The sequence below is a fragment of the Croceibacterium soli genome (genome assembly GCF_009828065.1).
GTDB classification, from domain to species: Bacteria; Pseudomonadota; Alphaproteobacteria; order Sphingomonadales; family Sphingomonadaceae; genus Croceibacterium_B; species Croceibacterium_B soli.
Map to the genome: position 1 here is coordinate 122,605 of NZ_WTYK01000001.1, position 17,679 is coordinate 140,283.

The window sequence follows — 17,679 nt, forward strand, 5'->3', positions numbered from 1 at the left end:
ACGCTCCTCATCCGGCTCTTCAACGCTTGGCCGTCAGCACGCTGCCAGTGCGGCGCAGCGTCTGGACCGCATAGTGGAGCTGGAAATCCTCGATCCCCTGTTTCTCGAGTTCCTCCGCGGTGGCGGTGAAGCGCGGATCCTCCTTGGTATCGACTTCCAGCGCCTCGTCCTCCAGGTCGACCTCGTTGACCAGGTGGCGCCGCAGGTCGCTCTCGCGATAAGTGTACTTGGCGCGCAGGGCGGCGTCGGGGTCCGACAGCTGAGGCACGCGGATGTCGGGTTCGATCCCGCCTTCCTGCACCGCGCGGCCGGAGGGGGTGTAGTAGCGGGCCGTGGTGAGCTTGAGGGCGCTCTCGCGGGTCAGCGGCAGCAGCGACTGGACGCTGCCCTTGCCGAAGCTGCGCTCGCCCATGACGACGGCGCGCCGCTGGTCCTGCAACGCGCCGGCGACAATCTCGCTGGCGGACGCCGAACCGGCGTCGATCAGCACGATCATCGGAGTGCCTTCGGCCACGTCGCCGCGGAACACGCTTTCGGCATCGTAGTAGATCGTGTCGCGCCGGCTGCGGCCGCGCTGGGAGACGATCTGGCCCTTGCTCAGGAACAAGTCTGACAGCGCCACCGCCTCGTCCAGCGAACCGCCGGGGTTCCGCCGCAAGTCGAGGATCAGCCCGCCGAGCCGCCCGCCCGCTTCGGTGCGCAAAGCCTTGAGCGAGGCGTTGACGTCGTTGCCGACGTCGCGGCTGAATTCGTTGACGCTGATGTAGCCGATGTTGCCGTCCTTCAGCTCGTGGGTCACCGGCTCGAGCTCGATCACCCCGCGGGTAACGGTCACGTCGAACGGCTCCTCGCGCCCGGGGCGGATGATCGACAGGCGGACACTTGTGCCGGCTTCGCCGCGCATCTGCTCGACCGCTTCGTCCAGCTCCAGGCCGTAGATCAGCTTGCCGTCGATATGGGTGATGAAGTCGCCCGCCTTGATCCCTGCTTTCTCCGCCGGGCTGCCCTTGAACGGGGAGACGACCTTCACGGTGCTCTCGTCCATCTGCACCGATATGCCGAGGCCCTGGTACTTGCCGTCGATCATCGTGGTCAGCCGCTGGAAGCTGGCGCCTTCGAGATAAGCGGAATGCGGATCGAGCGCGGCGAGCATGCCATCGATCGCGCCGCGGATCAGCACCTCGTCGCTGACTTCCTCGACATAGCTGGTCTTGATCCGCTGGTAGGTGGCGAACAGCTTGCTGAACTCCGGCGAGACGCGGCTTTCGACCTGGGCCAGGCCGGCGGTGGTGGCCGGCAGCAGGGCAACCGCGCTGAGAAGGGCGGCGGCGCGCAGGTGAGGGGCAAATTTCATCGAACAAATCCTCGGGAGGGTTGCGCCCATTCTATCGCGCGCGCTGCGTTAACGCCAGATGAGGCTTCAGGGGCCCGCTTAGCCGACGTATGCCAGCGGGTTCACCGGCTCTCCGCCCCGCCGCAGCTCCAGGGAAATGACCGGCCGTCTTTGAGCGGCGCTGCCCAGCGGCGCGCCGCCGACGAGCGCCTCGCCCACGCGGACGTCGAGGTTCGCGAGACCTGTGACCAGGCTGGTCCAGCCGTTCTCGTGCTCGATGATCACGATGCTGCCGTACCCGCGGTAAGGCCCGGCGAATGCGACCCGACCCTCCGCGGGGGCGACGACTTGCGCTCCGCCGCGCGGGGCGAACACGATGCCCGCGCTCGTCCCGCCGGAGTAAGCGGCGCCGAAGCCGCGGACGGTGCGGCCGGTGACCGGGAGCAGGTATGGCGAAGGCGGCCGCGCGGCCGCGCCAGCGGGCTCCTCCGGCGCCGAAGCGGCGAGGCGCGCTTCCTCCGGCCTGGCCGGGCGGAGCACAGGCCCCGGGAGGGCGGCCAGGCGGCGGCGCAGTGCGCCTGCGTCGTCCAGTTCGTCGAGTAGCGCGTCGAGGTCGCGCGCCTCCTCCGCCAAGGCCAGCGCCCGTTCGGCCTCTCGCGCGGCGCTGCCGCTAGCATCGCGCGAGGCGAGCCGCTGCCGGGTCTCCAGCTGCGCCAGTTCGGCCCGGCGGGCGGCAAGACGGTCTTCCTCGGCGCGGAGCACGCCGGCTGCGGCTTCCGCTTCGCGGCGCAGCTGCCGGCTGCGGGCAAGCCGGGCTCGCAGGTGCGCGGTGCGCCGGCGCACTTCCGGTACGGCACTCGCCAGCACGGCGCGGGTGTAGACGATCTCCTTGATCGAGCCCGGCCGCAGCACGGCCAGCGCGACCGGCCGGCGCGAGAACTGCTGCAGCGCCCCTGTCAGCCGGACCACGGGCGCCTGCTGGCTGCCGAGCTCCTCGCGCAGACTCGCCCGCTCCCGGTCGACCAGCGCGATGCGCGCTTCGGCGGCGGAAATACCGGCTTCGGCTTGCTGGATCCGCGCGGCGAGCGCGGCGGCTTCGCGGGCGGTCTTCTCGGCGGCTTCGACGGCCTGCGCCGCCGCCGCTTCCAGCTGAACGCTGCGCCGCTCGGCCTGGCGCCGTTCGACGAGCGCGCGGCGGAGCGCCTCGCGGGTGGCGGCCGGATCGTCGTAGAGCGGCGCGCGCACGGCGCCGGCGCTCGCGCTGACGAGGGCCAAGGCAGGCAGCAGGAGGAAGAGGCGCTTCACCCTCGCTATCCTGCCCGGTGGTAGGGATGGCCGGCAAGGATGCTGGTCGCGCGGAACAGCTGCTCCATCAGCATTGCGCGGGCCAGGAGATGCGGCCAAGTCGCCGCGCCGAACGCCAGCAGCAGGTCCGCTTCGCCGCGCATGGCATCGCCGTGGCCGTCCGCGGCGCCGATCACGAAGCGAGTCTCGCGGATGCCGCCGTCGCGCCAGGCTTCGATCTGCCGCGCGAACGCCTCCGAGCCCAGCTGCTTGCCGCGCTCGTCGAGCAGCACGGTGCGGAAAGGGGTCTGCGGTTCAGGGATGCGGCCACCGACTTCGGGCAATTCGGTGAGCCTCACGGGCCAGGCGATCCGCTTGGCGTAGCGTTCGACGAGCTCGGCCTCCGGCGAACGGCCGATCTTGCCGCGGGCGATCACGTGCAGGAGCATGGGTCAGCTATACAGCATTGCCAGGCCGCGCGAAGGCGGGAGACCGGCTGCGGTCCCTGCCTTCGCAGGGACACGCATCGGTTCAGGCGCTGCCGGCCGCGGCCGCGCCTTCTTCGCCGAAGCCCCACATCCTCTCGAGGTTGTAGAAGCTGCGGACTTCCGGGCGGAACAGGTGAACCACCACGTCGCCGGCGTCGATCAGCACCCAGTCGGCCGCCGGCAGCCCTTCGATGCGCGGAGCACCGTGGCCGCCGCGCTTGAGCCGCTCGGCCAGCTTGCCGGCCATCGCCGCGACCTGCCGCGTCGAGCGGCCGGATGCGACGATCATGTGATCGGCAATGCTCGATTTCCCACCGAGGGGGATCGAGACGATTTCCTGGGCCTGGTCGTCCTCCAGGCTTTCCAGGATCAGCGCATGGAGCGAGCCGGGCTCGGCCTGCGTTGAAAGAGGTGTTTCACCCATTTGGGCGGACTTCGAATGGCCGGCGTCTGCCGGCGCAGTCTGCGCTGGTATCATCGCAGCAGATTAAGCTCCTGGTAGGAAGGATGGCGGTCGCAGGTTCGGCGGGCCTCATGCGGCTTCCGGACCGGCGTCGTCGGGGATGAGCGAATGCGTCACCGCGTCGCGGGGCGGCGGACCGGCAAAGCGCCGGGTCCAGTCTGGATCCGCATGGCGCATCGCTGTCGCCGAGCGCGGATCGGGATCGAAACGCAATTCAATCAGCGCCGGGGCGCTCCACTCTTCCCGGTTTTTCAAGCAAGCCGCGAGCAACCGGAAGCGCCGCAGCCAGGCCATCGCGGGGCTCGCGAGGGCAATGCGATCATAGCCCGGACGGGCGATAACCGCAATCGGCATCTCCCGGGCGATTCCCCGCCAGTCCTTCCAGCGATGCAACTGGGCGAGATTGTCGGCCCCCATCAGCCACACGAACCGACGCTTCGGGAAGCGCCGCTTGAGCGCCCGCAAGGTGTCGACCGTGTAGCGGGTGCGCAGCTCGCGCTCGATCGCAGTGACGCGGATCGGCGCGCGGCGGGCCATTGCACGCGCGGACCGGACGCGCGCCGCGAGCGGGGCCATACCGGCCTTGGGCTTGAGCGGATTGCCGGGTGATACCAGCCACCAGGCCTCGCCGAGGTTCAGGTCCTCGATCGCGGCGAGGGTGATCTTTCGGTGAGCGCCGTGCGCGGGATTGAAGCTGCCGCCGAGGAGCCCGGTCGGCGAAACCCTGGACTGTCCGCGGCGAATCACTTGGGCCGGCGACGCTCGGATATCTTGCCGGCGCTGTAGGCGCCCTGCGCCGCGAACATCCACCCGGGGTATTCGCCCGGCAGGGCGCTCAGCCGGTCGAGCTCGGCCATCTCCGCCGCTTCGAGCTCGACCTCGCAGGCGGCGATGTTGTCGGCGAGCTGGTCGGCGCGCTTGGCGCCGACGATCACGGTCGAGACCACCTGCTGGTGGAGCAGCCAGGAAAGCGCGATCTGCGCCACCGAGACGCCGCGCCGCTCCGCCATTCCGCGCATGGAATCGACCAGCGGCCTGGCCCTTTCGATGTCGACAGGTGGGAAGTGAAAGTTGGCACGTCGGCCCTCGCCTTCGGGACTGTCGGCGGAAAGATCGTACTTTCCGCTGAGCAAGCCGCCGGCGAGCGGCGACCAGACCATCAGCCCCAGCCCTTCGCTGAGCAGCATCGGTGCAAGCTCGCGTTCGAGATCGCGTCCGGCGACCGTGTAGTAGGCCTGCAGCGAAACGAACGGCGCCCAGCCCCGGCGGTCGGCGATGCCGAGCGCCTTGACGATCTGCCATGCCGCCCAGTTGGACACGCCGACGTAGCGCGCGCGGCCGGATCGGACGATGTCGTCGAGCGCGCGGAGCGCCTCCTCCATCGGGGTCACGGGATCCCAGCCGTGGATCTGGTAGAGATCGACATGGTCGAGCTGCAGCCGCTCCAGGCTGGCGTCCATCTGGTCGAGCAGGTGCTTGCGGCTGGTGCCGGAATCGTTCGGCCCTTCGCCCATGGCACCCATCGCCTTGGTCGCCACGACGATATCGGAGCGCCGGATCCCGAGCGCCTTCAGCGCCCCGCCGACGAACTCCTCGCTCTGCCCGGTGGTGTAGACGTTCGCCGTGTCGATGAAGTTGATGCCGGCGTCGACCGCCTGCTTCACCAGCGCGGTCGAAGCATTCTGGTCGAGGCCGTGGATCTGCCCGAAGCGCCCGCCGGGCTTGGTCCCGAAAGTCATCGCCCCGAGGCAGAGCTCGGATACGACGAGGCCGGTGTTGCCGAAGCGGTTGTAGCGCATGGAAGCTCCTTTGATGTCGCCGGGGTCCTGCCGGGCAGGCGAAGCGTTCAGGGCCGCCCCTGCCCAGTGCCGCGCACCTGCCACTTGTATGTCGTCAGCCCTTCCAGCGCGACCGGCCCGCGGGCATGAAGCCGCCCGGTAGCGATGCCGATCTCCGCGCCGAGTCCGAATTCACCGCCATCCGCGAACTGGGTGCTGGCGTTGACCATCACGATCGCGCTGTCCACTTCGGCCAGGAAGCGTTCCGCAGCAGCCGCGTCGGCGGTGAGGATCGCATCGGTGTGGCCGGAGGAATGGCGCGCGATGTGGTCCAGCGCAGCATCGAGCCCGTCGACCACCGCCACCGAAAGCACCGCGTCGAGGTACTCGGTATCCCAGTCGTTGGCGCTCGCCGGTGCGATCCGCGGGTCGATCGCCTGCGCGCGCAAGTCCCCGCGCAACTCGCACCCGGCGTCGAGCAGCGCGTCGACGATGGCGTGCGGCGCCGGGAAGTTGGCATCCAAGAGCAGCGTCTCCATCGCCCCGCAGATGCCGGTGCGGCGCATCTTGGCGTTCAGCGCCACGCTGCGGGCCATCTCCGGCTCCGCCGCGGAATGGACGTAAGTGTGGCAAATGCCGTCGAGGTGGGCGAGCACGGGCACGCGGGCATCGTTCTGCACCCGCTCCACCAGACCCTTCCCGCCGCGCGGCACGATCATGTCGATCAGGCCGGCCGCGCGAAGCATCGCGCCGACGGCTTCGCGGTCCTGCGTCGGCATGAGTTGGACCGCTTCTGCCGGAACGCCCGCGGCGGCCAGGCCTTCCGTCAGCGCGGCATTGATCGCGCGATTGGAACGGACCGCCTCGCTGCCGCCGCGCAGCAGGACGGCGTTGCCCGCGCGAACGCACAGCGCCGCGGCATCCGCCGTCACATTGGGCCGGCTCTCGTAGATGATCCCGATCAGCCCGATCGGAATCCGCACGCGCGCAAGATCGAGCCCGCTCGGGACTGTGCTGCGCGAGATGACCTCGCCCACAGGATCGGGCAGCGCCGCAACGGCTTCGACCGCCGCGGCCATGCCTTCGAGCCGGCCATCGTCGAGCCGGAGCCGGTCGAGCATTGCCGGGGGAAGCCCGCGCGCTTCCCCTGCGGCGATGTCCTGGGCATTCGCCGCCAGCACGGCCGGAGCGTTGCGGCGCAAGGCGGCGGCCGCCGAACGCAGGGCCTGCGCCTTCGCGGCATCGTCCATCCGCGCCAGCACGCGCTGGGCGGCGCGGCCGGCGCGTGCCAGATCGGCAACCAGGGTTTCGCAATCGGCCAGGGTTTCGCGATCGATAGGGGGCTGAGGCTGTGTCGACATGGGAAGCGCCCTTAGCACCGCCAGCAGCGCGTGTCAGTCCGCGTCTGCGGCGGGCAACCGATTCGCTGCCAACGCGGGTGGTTCCCGCGATTCATCCCGCTTTGAAACGGTTCATCCCGATTCCGGCCCGACTGGGCCACCAGGGCCCCCACTAAATTTTGTTATTTCCGAGTCAGTTGGTAGGGAGCCGGCGATCAAAAAAACGGGACGTGGGGTCCAATTGAACAATCCAAGCGCCGGCGGTCTGCGTGACCGCCTGCGGAGCTGGTTTCCCGATCGCGAGTTCTTCATGCGATCGCACGGGCAAATCCGCTTCGTAACTCTCACCTCGAAGATGCAGATGCTCGCCGTCGGCGGCGCCCTGGCGATTCTGGTCGCCTGGGGCGGCTCGATCGCGGCGATGAGCATCCTGCAGTACAAGACCCAGGCGGAAAGCGCCGCGCTGCTCGAACGCGCTGCCAAAGTCGCCAGCGCCGAAAGCCGCGTCGCCGCCTATCGCGACGATCTCGACCAGGTGGCCGACGATCTCGTCCGCCGGCAGGAGTTCATCGAGAGCGTACTGCCGATGCTGCCCGACGACGTGCTGTCGGAAGAGGCAGTGGCGGACAAGCCCGGCGAAAGCGGCGGCGCGGACAAGACGGCGGCCCAAGTCAGCGCCGCGATCCCCGAGGCGTCGGCGCTCGCCCGCCTGGAGGCGCGCCAGCTCGCCTTCGTCGAAAGCCTCACGCGGTTCGCCGACCGGCGGGCCGACCGTGCCGAAGCGGCGATGCGCCAGCTCGGCCTCGATCCGCGCGGGATCCTCGCCTCGGCCACCCGCGGCCAAGGTGGTCCTCTGGAGAAGCTTTCCACGAGCCGCGACGGGTCGGTCGATCCGCGCTTCGGACGGCTCGGCCGCAGTCTCGCGCGGATGAACGCGCTCGAGCGCGGCCTGGAAGGCATCCCGCAAGTCATGCCGGTCGACCGAATGATGATCTCCTCCGGGTTCGGTGTACGCCACGATCCGTTCGACGGTTCGGCCGCGATGCACAGCGGTCTCGACTTCCGCGGCCCGACCGGCGCGCCGATCCATGCGGCTGCGGCCGGCAAGGTGATCTTCGTCGGCAGCCGGGCCGGTTACGGCAATCTGGTCGAAATCAGCCATGGCAACGGCCTGACGACCCGCTATGCGCATATGTCGAAGTTCAAAGCCCGGCCAGGGCAGAAGGTCGAAGCCGGCGACGTCATCGGCGCGATCGGCAGCACCGGCCGCTCGACCGGGCCGCACCTCCACTTCGAAGTGCGCATCAACAACCGCGCGGTCAATCCGCGCCCATTCCTGGAGGCCGCTCCCCATGTTCTCGAAGAAGCCCGAGCAGCGCCCGGCCAGCGGGACGCCGCGGATCGTGGCTAACAACGGCTCGACCTTCTCGGTGATCGGCACGGACGTGACGATCACGGGCGACATCTCCGCCGCCGCCGATCTCCACGTCGACGGCACGGTCGTGGGCGATATTGCCTGCGCCTCGCTGGTGCAGGGCGAGAGCAGCCGCATCGAAGGCGCGATCGTGGCCGAAACCGCCCGCCTCGCCGGCGCGGTGAAGGGCACGATCACCGTGCGCTCGCTGGTGATCCTGAAGAGCGCCAGGATCGAGGGAGACGTGCATTACGACGCCCTCACGATCGAACAGGGCGCGGCGGTCGACGGCCGGTTCGCGCACGACGCCGGCGGTTCTGCGGCGTCCCCGGAAGAACCGAAGTCCGAAGACGAGCCCCGGCTGACCCTCGCTAGCTGAGCGGTCCTTCGAGACGGGCTCTCAGCCTGCGGCTTCGATCCCTCCTCAGGACGAACGGGAGTGTGGAGGGACACCCGCCCGCCCTCTTCGCTCTCAGTCCACCCTCCTCGTCACCCTGAGTCCACCATCCCCGTCACCCTGAACTCGTTTCAGGGCCCATTTCGCCGCTGGGGCGGAGCTTGCTCATGGGCAGGGCGCCACCGCTCGTACCCGTCCGGGAACACCGATCCCGGCGGAGGAATGGATGCTGAAACGAGTTCAGCATGACGAGATTGGGTGGGGAGGGACGAAGCCCGCAACCGGGAATTGCGCGAGACCTTTACCCCCGTTCGTCCTGAGGAGCGAGGACGCAGTCCGAGCGTCTCGAAGGACCGGCGCGGTGGTGAGCCTTGTCGAACCATGGACCTCGCGCCAACGTCGTTGGCCCTTGGCCAGCTTCGCTTCCGACAAGCTCAGGACGAACGGGAGTGTGGAGGAGCACCCGTCCCTCCTCTACTCTGAGATACCACCCTCCTTCACCCTGAGCCCCCCCTCCTCGTCACCCTGAACTCGTTTCAGGGCCCATTTCGCCGCTGGGGCGGAGCTTGCTCATAGGGAGAGCGGCGACCGCTCGTGCCTGTCCGGGCACACCGGCCCCGGCGGAGGAATGGATGCTGAAACGAGTTCAGCATGACGAGATCCGGGGGGAGGGAAGAAGCCCGCGAACCGGGGACGGAGGCGCTCAAACGGAAAGGGGCCGCTCCCTCCCCGAGAGCGGCCCCTTTTGCGTGCACTTATGCAGGAAGCGTCAGGCGCTCTTTTCACCCGCTTCGGCGGCGCGCTTGGCTTCGAGCCAGGCCGCGGCCTCGGCTTCCTGCGCAGCTTCGGCGGCGGCCTTGCTTGCCGCGTCGCGCTCGGCCCGCAGTTCCTCGATCAGCTTCTCGCGGTCGTCGCGGCGGTCGGTCGGTGCTTCGACTTCGACTTCCGGCTCCCCTTCGACTGCGGTGACGCGCTTGGCCGCCTTGGCCACGGCGGCATCGAGTTCACGCTGCGAGCAGAGGCCGAGCGTGACCGGATCCTTCGGCTGGATGTTCTGGATGTTCCAGTGCGAACGTTCGCGGATCGCGTTAATCGTGTTGCGCGTCGTGCCGATCAGCTTGCCGATCTGCGCATCCGAAATCTCCGGATGGTTGCGGATGATCCAGGCGATGCCGTCCGGCTTGTCCTGCCGCTTGGACACGGGGGTGTAGCGCGGGCCCTTGGTGCGGCTGACATCCACCGGCGCGCGCTGCATCTTCAGGCGATAGCTCGGATCGGCCTGTCCGCGCTCGATCTCCTCGTGGGTCAGCTCGCCCGAATGGACCGGATCGCGCCCGGTGTACTTGGAGCTGGCGAGATCGTCGGCCATGGCCTGGACCTCGAGGATGTGCAGGCCGCAGAATTCGGCGATCTGTTCGAAGCCGAGCGAGGTGTTGTCGACCAGCCAGGAGGCGGTCGCGTGCGGCATCAGGGGGGTGGGCTGGGCCACGTTTTATCTCCGGCAAAAATAGATGAGCCGCCCCTCTCGGGACGGCTGCTCGCCGGATCATGTAAGCTATCGGCGCCCTCGCGGCAAGAAGACTCGCCCTCCCGCAGTCAGGCCGCTTTGGGAAGGGCTTGGGCCGAGTCCCGGCACGGAGCCAGCGCGGCCAGGAACTGGTCGGTGCTGGCCTGCCAGCTGAATGCCCGCGCACGCGCCAGGCAGTCCCCACGGTCGAGCTGCAAGGCCGCCGCGATGGCGGTCTCCAGATCGGCGTCCATCGCCCCGCTGCTGCCGTCCAGCACGTCGAGCGGACCGGACACCGGGAACGCGGCCACCGGCGTGCCGCAGGCCAGGGCTTCCAGCATGACCAGCCCGAAGGTGTCGGTGCGGCTGGGGAAGGCGAAAACGTCGGCCCCGGCATAGCAGGCGGCGAGCGCCTCTCCCGACAGGCGTCCGAGGAACCGTGCTTCGGGGAAGCGCGACTGCAGGCTTGCGAGATCCGGACCGTCTCCCACGACCACTTTTGTGCCGGGGTGGCGGTTGGCCAGGAACGCCTCGACATTCTTCTCCGGCGCCACGCGCCCGACGTAAAGCTGGATTGGCCGGGGCAGCTGGAAGAACTGGCCCGGCGGTGCGATGTCCGGCCGGAAGCGGGTCAGGTCGACACCGCGGGACCAGTTGCGCAAGTTCTCCAGGCCCTGCGCCCGCAGCTGGGCGCGAACGGTCTCTGTCGCGACCATGACTCCAGCGGATTCGCGGTGGAAGCGGCGGAAGTAGGGCCAGAACACGGCCGCCGGCAGGCCGGTGCGCCGCGCCAGGTAGTCCGGGAATTGGGTGTGGAAGGCGGTCGTGAAGACCCGCCCGGCCTTCAGGCAATGGCTGCGCGCGGCGCGGCCGAGGGGACCTTCGGTGGCGATATGGACCGCGTCGGGTGCGAAATCCTCGATCCGGGTGCCGACCGCGCGAGAGCGTACCACCGCGAGGCGAATTTCCGGGTAAGTCGGGCAGGCGACGTTGCGAAACTGCTCCGGCGAGATCACCGCAACCGTATGGCCGCGGCGGGCGAGTTCACCGGTGATCGCCGTCAGCGTGCGGACCACGCCGTTGACTTGCGGGACCCAGGCGTCGGTGACGAGCGCGATCCGCATCGCGGCGCTCACGCCGCCGCCGGCAGGCGGAGAGCTGCGCTGGCGGCCTCGCGCTCGGCCTCGCGCCGGGCGATCTCCTCCGGCCAGTGGAGGATTTCCATGCGTCCGTCGAAATGTTCGACCAGTGCGGTGCAACCTTCGACCCAGTCGCCGTCGTTGTAGTACTCGATGCCCTGGAGCTCGCGGATTTCGGCCGTGTGGATGTGGCCGCAGACCACCCCGTCCACTCCGCGCCCCGCCGCCGCCTTGGCGACGACCTCCTCGAAAGCGGAGATGAACGCGACCGCGTTCTTGACCTTGTGCTTGGCCATCTTGCTGAGCGAATAGTACGGCAGCCCGAAGCGGCGGCGCACCACGTTGACCCAGCGGTTGAGCCCCATCAGCACCGTGTAAGCCGCATCGCCGACGACGGCGAGCCAGCGGTGGGCCAGCATGACCGCGTCGAATTCGTCCCCATGCATGACCAGCAGGCGGCGCCCGTCGGCAGTGGTGTGAATCGCCGCCCGCTCGATCTCCACCCCGCCGAAGTTCATGCCGGCGAACTGGCGCACCATCTCGTCGTGGTTGCCTGGCACGTAGACGATCCGCGTGCCGCGCTTCGCGCGCTTGAGGATGCGCCAGACGATGTCGTTGTGGGCCGCGGGCCAGTAGACTTTCTTCCGCAGGCGCCAGCCGTCGATGATGTCGCCGACGAGGTACATCGTTTCGCTGTCGGTGCTGTCGAGGAAGTCGATCAGCAGGTCGGCGTTGCAGCCCTTGGTGCCGAGATGGACGTCGCTGATCCAGATCGTGCGGAAGCGGCGCCGGCCGTCGAGCGAAGGCTCGGCAGCGCGAGGCGCCCGGAAGCGGCGCCTGGAAAAGGCTCCCGGAAAGGCGGAAGTGGCGCGATTGTTGCCGACCAGCATGTCTTCGTAAGCATGGAGCATGGGCACGACCCGTGTTGCTTCATTCGGGTTCGGCAATGGCAGCGGTTTGTTACAGGCGATTCACAGTTCCGCGTCGGTTCGGGGAAAGTTGTGACGGTTTGCGGTCAGTCCATCGGCACGTAGCGGGGCAGCCCGGCGACCCGATCGAGCCAGGCGCAGACCTGCGGAAAGTCGCCCAGGCGGAAGCAGCCGGCCTCCGCCACGTGGGTGTAGGCGTAGAGCGCGATGTCGGCGAGCGTGCAGCTGTCGCCCACGAACCAGTCCGGCCGGCGAGATGGCGGTCCATCACCGCCAGGGCATCGTCCCCGGCCAGGCGCTTGGCGGGGACCTGCCCGCGCTGCTGCGGCGTGAGGTTGGCTTCGCCGACGAAGGCGAGCCAGAAGCGGAGCGTGGCGATGTTCGGTTCGTGGTTGTACTGTTCGAAGAACATCCACCGCAGCATGTCGGCCCGCTGGAACCGGTCCTCCGGGATCAGGGCGCTGCCTTCGGCCAGATACCAGCAGGCGGCGTTGCTTTCCGGCAGGAAACGCGTCCCGACCTGCAGAACCGGGATGCGGCCGTTGGAATTGACCTCGGCGAGGAACGCGGGCGTCCGCGTCTCGCCCTTCATGATGTCGTACTCGCGGCGCTCCAGCGGCAGGTCGAGCAGGGCCGCGGTCAGGCGGATCTTGTAGCAGTTTCCGCTGCGGCGATCTTCGTGCAGCACCAGGTTTTCCATTCGCTTCCCCCTCAGACCAAACCGGTTTCAAGCACGATCTTGCCGATATGCTCGCCCGCTTCCATTCGTTCGTGCGCCGCCGCCGCATCGGCCAGCGGGAACGTGCGATCCATCGCCGGGCGCAGCCTGCCCGCCTCCACCAGAGGCCAGACGGTTTCGGCGATTTCCTGGGCCAGCAGGGCCTTAAAGCCGTCGGGCCGGGTGCGCAGGGTCGAACCGGTGATCGTCTGCCGCCGGACCATCAGCCCGGCCATGTTGATCGTCGCCTTGGCCCCGCCGAGCACGGCGATCGTCACCAGACGGCCGTCCGCGCCCAGGCAGTCGAGATTGCGCTGGGTATAGTCGCCGGCGACCATGTCGAGCGCCAGATCGGCGCCTTTGCCGCCGGTCAGCGCCTTGACCTCTTCGACGAAGTCCAGCGTGCGGTAGTTGATCGCGTGGTCGGCACCGAGCGCGCGGGCGGCGGCGCATTTCGCATCGTCCCCGCAAGTGACGATCACTGTCAGCCCGAACAGCTTGCCCAGCTTGATCGCCATAGTGCCGATGCCGCTGGTGCCGCCGTGGACCAGCAAGGTCTCGCCTTCGCTGGCCCAGCCGCGTTCGAACACGTTGTGCCACACGGTGAACAGCGTCTCCGGCATTGCCGCCGCCTCCGCCAGCGAGAGGCCGGGCGGCACGGGCAGGCAGTGGCGCCAGTCGGCCAAGCAATATTCGGCATAGCCGCCGCCGGTCACCAGAGCGCAGACCTTCCGGCCGAGCATATCTGTCGGAACGCCCTCGCCGAGCGCGACGATTTCGCCCGACAACTCGAGCCCGGGAATCGGCGACGCGCCCTCCGGCGGCGGGTAGCGTCCCAGGCGCTGGAGCACGTCGGGACGGTTCACCCCGGCGAAGGCGACCCTGACCAGGACCTGGCCTGCTCCGGGGCGCGGGACGGCGATCTGCTCGGGCCGCAGAACCTCCGGCCCGCCAGGTTCGGCGATCGCAATCGCAGTCATTCGATCGGGCAGTTTCAAGCCTGGGCCCCCTGTCGCTTCCTTGCCACGGTCCACAGGCCTAATGACTGGGCGTATTGACAGCAAGCGGCGCTGGTGATGCTCTGCGCTCATGGACCCAGACGACCTTCCCCGCGCACGCGGCGATGCGGCCAGCCTGCTGGCGAAGGAAAGTCTCGACACCTATTCCCAGGACGAACTGATCGAGCGGATCGCGATCCTTGAAGCCGAGATCGAGCGGGTCCGGGCGCACCACGCCAGGACCGCAGAGCATCGGCGGGCAGCCGATGCGTTCTTCCGACCGCGAGAGAGCGACTGATGGCCCGCGGCCCCTCGCATTCGCGGCGGGGCGCACCATATCGTTCTTGCCGGCAAGGGACGTTACGCCGCCATTCATCGCGATGTGGCAGAACCATAAAGCCTTCGGATCGTATACCCAGTCAGACGGACAGATAGACATGCCAAGTTTCGCCCAAAGCCTCGAGAAAACCCTCCACGGAGCGTTGCAGAACGCAACCGACCGGGCGCACGAATATGCGACTCTCGAGCATCTCCTGCTGGCGCTGGTGGACGATCCCGACGCGGCCGAGGTGATGACCGCTTGCGGTGTCGACATGGACGAACTGGCCAACGTGGTGCGCCAGTACCTCGACCAGGAATACCAGTCGCTCAAGACCGACGAGGAAACCGATCCGCAGCCGACCGCCGGCTTCCAGCGGGTGATCCAGCGGGCGATTCTCCACGTCCAGTCCTCGGGCAAGGACACGGTGACCGGGGCGAACGTGCTGGTGGCCCTGTTCTCCGAGCGTGACAGCTATGCCGTCTACTTCCTGCAGCAGCAGGACATGAGCCGTCTCGACGCGGTCAGCTTCATCAGCCACGGGATCGGCAAGGGCGGCAAGCAGTCCGACACCCGCACGCCGCATGGCGCCGAAACTCCGACTGAGAAGAGCGAGGAGAAGTCCGAGAAGGGCAAGAAGGATTCCGCGCTCGACCAGTTCACGGTCAACCTCAACCAGAAGGCGCTGGACGGAAAGGTCGATCCGCTGATCGGCCGCGGGCCGGAAGTGGACCGGACCATCCAGATCCTCTGCCGCCGCAGCAAGAACAACCCGCTCTACGTGGGCGACCCGGGCGTCGGCAAGACGGCCATCGCCGAAGGCCTGGCCCGCAAGATCGTCGAAGGCGAAGTGCCCGAGGTTCTGGCCGACGCCGTGATCTTCTCGCTCGACATGGGCGCGCTGCTGGCCGGTACGCGCTATCGCGGCGACTTCGAAGAACGGCTGAAGCAGGTCGTCTCCGAGCTCGAGAAGATGCCGGAAGCCGTTCTTTTCATTGATGAAATTCACACGGTGATCGGTGCCGGCGCAACCAGCGGCGGGGCGATGGACGCTTCCAACCTGCTGAAGCCGGCGCTTTCCAGCGGCGCGATCCGCTGCATCGGGTCGACCACCTACAAAGAGTTCCGCAACCACTTCGAGAAGGACCGCGCCCTGCTGCGCCGGTTCCAGAAGATCGACGTGAACGAACCGACGGTGGAGGACACGATCAAGATCCTCCGCGGCCTGCGCAGCGCGTTCGAGGAGCACCACAAGGTCAGCTACACGCCCGACGCGATCAAGACCGCGGTCGAGCTGTCCAGCCGCTACATCAACGACCGCAAGCTGCCCGACAAGGCGATCGACGTGATCGACGAGGTCGGCGCGATGCAGATGCTGGTGCCGCCGTCCAAGCGGAAGAAGAAGATCACCTCCAAGGAGATCGAGGCCGTCATCGCCACGATGGCGCGGATCCCGCCGAAGTCGGTCTCGAGCGACGACAAAAAGGCGCTCGAGAACCTGGGCAAGGACCTGAAGCGCGTCGTTTTCGGCCAGGACCAGGCGATCGAGCGGCTGTCGACGGCTATGAAGCTCAGCCGCGCTGGGCTGCGCGAACCGGACAAGCCGATCGGCAGCTTCCTGTTCACCGGGCCGACCGGTGTCGGCAAGACCGAAGTCGCCCGCCAGCTCGCCTCGATCATGGGCATAGAACTGCAGCGCTTCGACATGTCCGAATACATGGAGCGGCACAGCGTCTCCCGCCTGATCGGCGCGCCTCCGGGCTATGTCGGTTACGACCAGGGCGGCCTGCTGACCGACGCCATCGACCAGCATCCGCACTGCGTGCTGCTGCTGGACGAGATCGAGAAGGCGCATCCCGACCTGTTCAACATCCTGCTGCAGGTGATGGATAACGGCCGCCTGACCGATCATCACGGCAAGACGGTCGATTTCCGCAACGTCGTGCTGATCATGACCACCAATGCCGGCGCGGCGGATGCCGCCAAGCAGGGCATCGGCTTCGGTTCGAGCACCAAGGTGGAAGAGAGCGAGGAGGCGGTGAAGAAGATGTTCACCCCCGAGTTCCGCAACCGCCTCGATGCGATCGTGCCGTTCGGCTACCTCGGCACCGAGACCGTCAGCCGCGTGGTCGACAAGTTCATCCTTCAGCTGGAGCTCCAGCTCGCCGACCAGAACGTGCACATCCAGTTCGATTCGGATGCGCGCGAATGGCTGGCCAAGCGCGGCTACGACAAGCTCATGGGCGCACGGCCGATGTCCCGCCTGATCCAGGAGAAGGTCAAGCAGCCGCTTGCCGAAGAGCTGCTGTTCGGCAAGCTCTCCTCCGGCGGCGAAGTCCACGTCAGCCTGAAGGACGACAAGCTGGCTTTCGAGCTGACTCCCGCGGCGCCGAAGGCGTCCAAGCGCAAGCCGAAGAACGTGCCGGCGGCGAACAAGCAGTCGGTTCCGCCGGTCGAGGAAAACGACGGCGAAAGCGAAGACTGAGCCCTTGATGGGCAAAGCAGCCATGGCCTGACGTGGAACGAGGCGGCGGCGAACGCCTTTCTCCACCAGGCATGGCTGCAAACTTCTCCTGGATCAGGGCCGAACCGCACGGCATCCATGTCGTTCCGGCCGACTGCTGGATCGATCCCTCGGAGGCCGTGGAGCGGGCGCTCGTCACCCATGGCCATGCCGATCACGCCCGCGGCGGACATGGCAAGACCATCGCCACGCCGGCGACGCTGGCGATCATGGACTTGCGCTACCAGACCCGCGAAGGCGCGGTGCCGGTGGGGTACGGCGAAACGATCAGCCTGCCCGGCGGAGTAGACGCGACCTACATCCCCGCCGGCCACGTGCTCGGCTCCGCGCAGATCCTGCTCGAGCATGCGGGGGAACGGGTGATCGTCACCGGCGACTACAAGCGCCGGCCCGACCCCACTTGTCCCCCGTTCGAAGTCACGCCTTGCGACGTCTTCATCACCGAAGCCACATTCGGCCTGCCGGTATTCTGCCACCCGCCGGTGGAGCAGGAAGTCGGCAAGCTACTGAAGGCACTGCGCGATCATCCCGATCGGTGCGTGCTCGTTGGCGCCTATGCGCTGGGCAAGGCACAACGCCTGATCGCCGAAGTGCGCGCGGCGGGTCATCACGATCCGATCTACCTGCACGGGGCGATGGAGCGGATGTGCCGGCTTTACGAGGAATTCGGCGTGGGCCTAGGGGAGCTGCGGCTGGTGTCCGACCACACCAAGGACGACTTGCGCGGCAGCCTGGTGGTCTGCCCGCCGGCCGCGCTCAACGACCGCTGGAGCCGGCGCCTGCCCGATCCGATCACCGCGATGGCCAGCGGCTGGATGCGCGTGCGCCAGCGCGCCCGCCAGCGCAATGTCGAGCTGCCGCTGGTGATCTCCGACCACGCCGACTGGGGCGAGCTCACCCGCACGATCGCGGAAGTCGATCCGGCGGAGACCTGGATCACCCACGGGCGCGAGGAAGCGCTGCTACGCTGGTGCCAGCTCCACCAGCGCCGCGCGCGGGCGTTGGCACTGGTCGGGTACGAGGACGAGGATGATTGAGGCAGGCCTCG

General features: G+C 68.0%; 15 protein-coding genes and 2 pseudogenes. 5 read left to right on the plus strand and 12 right to left on the minus strand.

Annotation, left to right across the window (positions count from 1 at the left end; all coding sequences use genetic code 11):
* Positions 1-19: 19 nt before the first annotated feature.
* The 7 genes from GRI75_RS00650 to GRI75_RS00675 all read right to left on the minus strand — a co-directional run bounded on the left by GRI75_RS00650 (position 20) and on the right by GRI75_RS00675 (position 6,707).
* Positions 20-1,354 (minus strand): S41 family peptidase, encoded by a 1,335-nt coding sequence (locus GRI75_RS00650; protein ID WP_160745014.1) that lies wholly within the window; start codon positions 1,352-1,354, stop codon positions 20-22.
* 78 nt (positions 1,355-1,432) lie between these two features.
* A complete protein-coding gene (locus tag GRI75_RS00655; protein WP_328597893.1) occupies positions 1,433-2,638 on the minus strand; it encodes a murein hydrolase activator EnvC family protein in 1,206 nt (401 codons plus the stop codon).
* Between the two features lie 5 nt (positions 2,639-2,643).
* Positions 2,644-3,066, minus strand: coding sequence for a 23S rRNA (pseudouridine(1915)-N(3))-methyltransferase RlmH (locus GRI75_RS00660; protein WP_160745015.1), 423 nt, complete (start codon positions 3,064-3,066; stop codon positions 2,644-2,646).
* Between the two features lie 82 nt (positions 3,067-3,148).
* Positions 3,149-3,529 carry a ribosome silencing factor gene (gene rsfS / locus GRI75_RS00665; RefSeq protein WP_160745016.1) on the minus strand — a complete coding sequence of 127 codons (381 nt, stop codon included), beginning with the start codon at positions 3,527-3,529 and terminating at the stop codon, positions 3,149-3,151.
* Positions 3,530-3,637: 108 nt separating this feature from the next.
* Positions 3,638-4,315, minus strand: a complete 678-nt coding sequence (locus GRI75_RS14390) for a nicotinate-nucleotide adenylyltransferase (RefSeq protein WP_202389576.1) — start codon at positions 4,313-4,315, stop codon at positions 3,638-3,640.
* Positions 4,312-5,367: an aldo/keto reductase gene (locus GRI75_RS14395; RefSeq protein WP_202389516.1), complete on the minus strand. Its 1,056-nt coding sequence runs from the start codon at positions 5,365-5,367 to the stop codon at positions 4,312-4,314. The genes GRI75_RS14390 and GRI75_RS14395 overlap by 4 nt, the downstream gene beginning before the upstream one ends.
* Positions 5,368-5,414: 47 nt before the next feature.
* Positions 5,415-6,707 carry a glutamate-5-semialdehyde dehydrogenase gene (locus GRI75_RS00675; protein WP_160745017.1) on the minus strand — a complete coding sequence of 431 codons (1,293 nt, stop codon included), beginning with the start codon at positions 6,705-6,707 and terminating at the stop codon, positions 5,415-5,417.
* Positions 6,708-6,927: 220 nt separating this feature from the next.
* Between GRI75_RS00675 and GRI75_RS00680 the strand changes: the two genes are divergently transcribed.
* Complete coding sequence (locus GRI75_RS00680) at positions 6,928-8,097, plus strand: peptidoglycan DD-metalloendopeptidase family protein (RefSeq protein WP_268891477.1); 1,170 nt, start codon at positions 6,928-6,930, stop codon at positions 8,095-8,097.
* The gene (locus GRI75_RS00685) at positions 8,039-8,479 is read left to right on the plus strand and encodes a bactofilin family protein (RefSeq protein WP_160745018.1); all 441 of its coding nucleotides are present in this window, start codon (positions 8,039-8,041) and stop codon (positions 8,477-8,479) included. The genes GRI75_RS00680 and GRI75_RS00685 overlap by 59 nt, the downstream gene beginning before the upstream one ends.
* A gap of 787 nt (positions 8,480-9,266) precedes the next feature.
* Here GRI75_RS00685 and GRI75_RS00690 read toward each other — a convergent pair.
* The 5 genes and pseudogenes from GRI75_RS00690 to GRI75_RS00710 all read right to left on the minus strand — a co-directional run bounded on the left by GRI75_RS00690 (position 9,267) and on the right by GRI75_RS00710 (position 13,770).
* A complete protein-coding gene (locus GRI75_RS00690) occupies positions 9,267-9,986 on the minus strand; it encodes a DUF1013 domain-containing protein (RefSeq protein ID WP_160745019.1) in 720 nt (239 codons plus the stop codon).
* A gap of 107 nt (positions 9,987-10,093) precedes the next feature.
* Positions 10,094-11,128: a glycosyltransferase family 4 protein gene (locus GRI75_RS00695; RefSeq protein ID WP_160745492.1), complete on the minus strand. Its 1,035-nt coding sequence runs from the start codon at positions 11,126-11,128 to the stop codon at positions 10,094-10,096.
* Between the two features lie 8 nt (positions 11,129-11,136).
* Positions 11,137-11,949, minus strand: a pseudogene (locus GRI75_RS00700) (UDP-2,3-diacylglucosamine diphosphatase); the annotation flags it as partial.
* A gap of 209 nt (positions 11,950-12,158) precedes the next feature.
* Positions 12,159-12,772: pseudogene (locus tag GRI75_RS00705) on the minus strand (glutathione S-transferase family protein).
* Positions 12,773-12,783: 11 nt separating this feature from the next.
* A complete protein-coding gene (locus GRI75_RS00710) occupies positions 12,784-13,770 on the minus strand; it encodes an NAD(P)H-quinone oxidoreductase (protein ID WP_235911089.1) in 987 nt (328 codons plus the stop codon).
* Between the two features lie 109 nt (positions 13,771-13,879).
* Here GRI75_RS00710 and GRI75_RS00715 point away from each other — a divergent pair, with 109 nt between their 5' ends.
* The 3 genes from GRI75_RS00715 to GRI75_RS00725 all read left to right on the plus strand — a co-directional run bounded on the left by GRI75_RS00715 (position 13,880) and on the right by GRI75_RS00725 (position 17,668).
* Positions 13,880-14,086, plus strand: coding sequence for a DUF1192 domain-containing protein (locus tag GRI75_RS00715; protein ID WP_160745021.1), 207 nt, complete (start codon positions 13,880-13,882; stop codon positions 14,084-14,086).
* 139 nt (positions 14,087-14,225) lie between these two features.
* Positions 14,226-16,592, plus strand: coding sequence for an ATP-dependent Clp protease ATP-binding subunit ClpA (gene clpA, locus GRI75_RS00720; RefSeq protein ID WP_160745022.1), 2,367 nt, complete (start codon positions 14,226-14,228; stop codon positions 16,590-16,592).
* 71 nt (positions 16,593-16,663) lie between these two features.
* Positions 16,664-17,668, plus strand: a complete 1,005-nt coding sequence (locus GRI75_RS00725; RefSeq protein ID WP_160745023.1) for a ligase-associated DNA damage response exonuclease — start codon at positions 16,664-16,666, stop codon at positions 17,666-17,668.
* Positions 17,669-17,679: the final 11 nt, after the last annotated feature.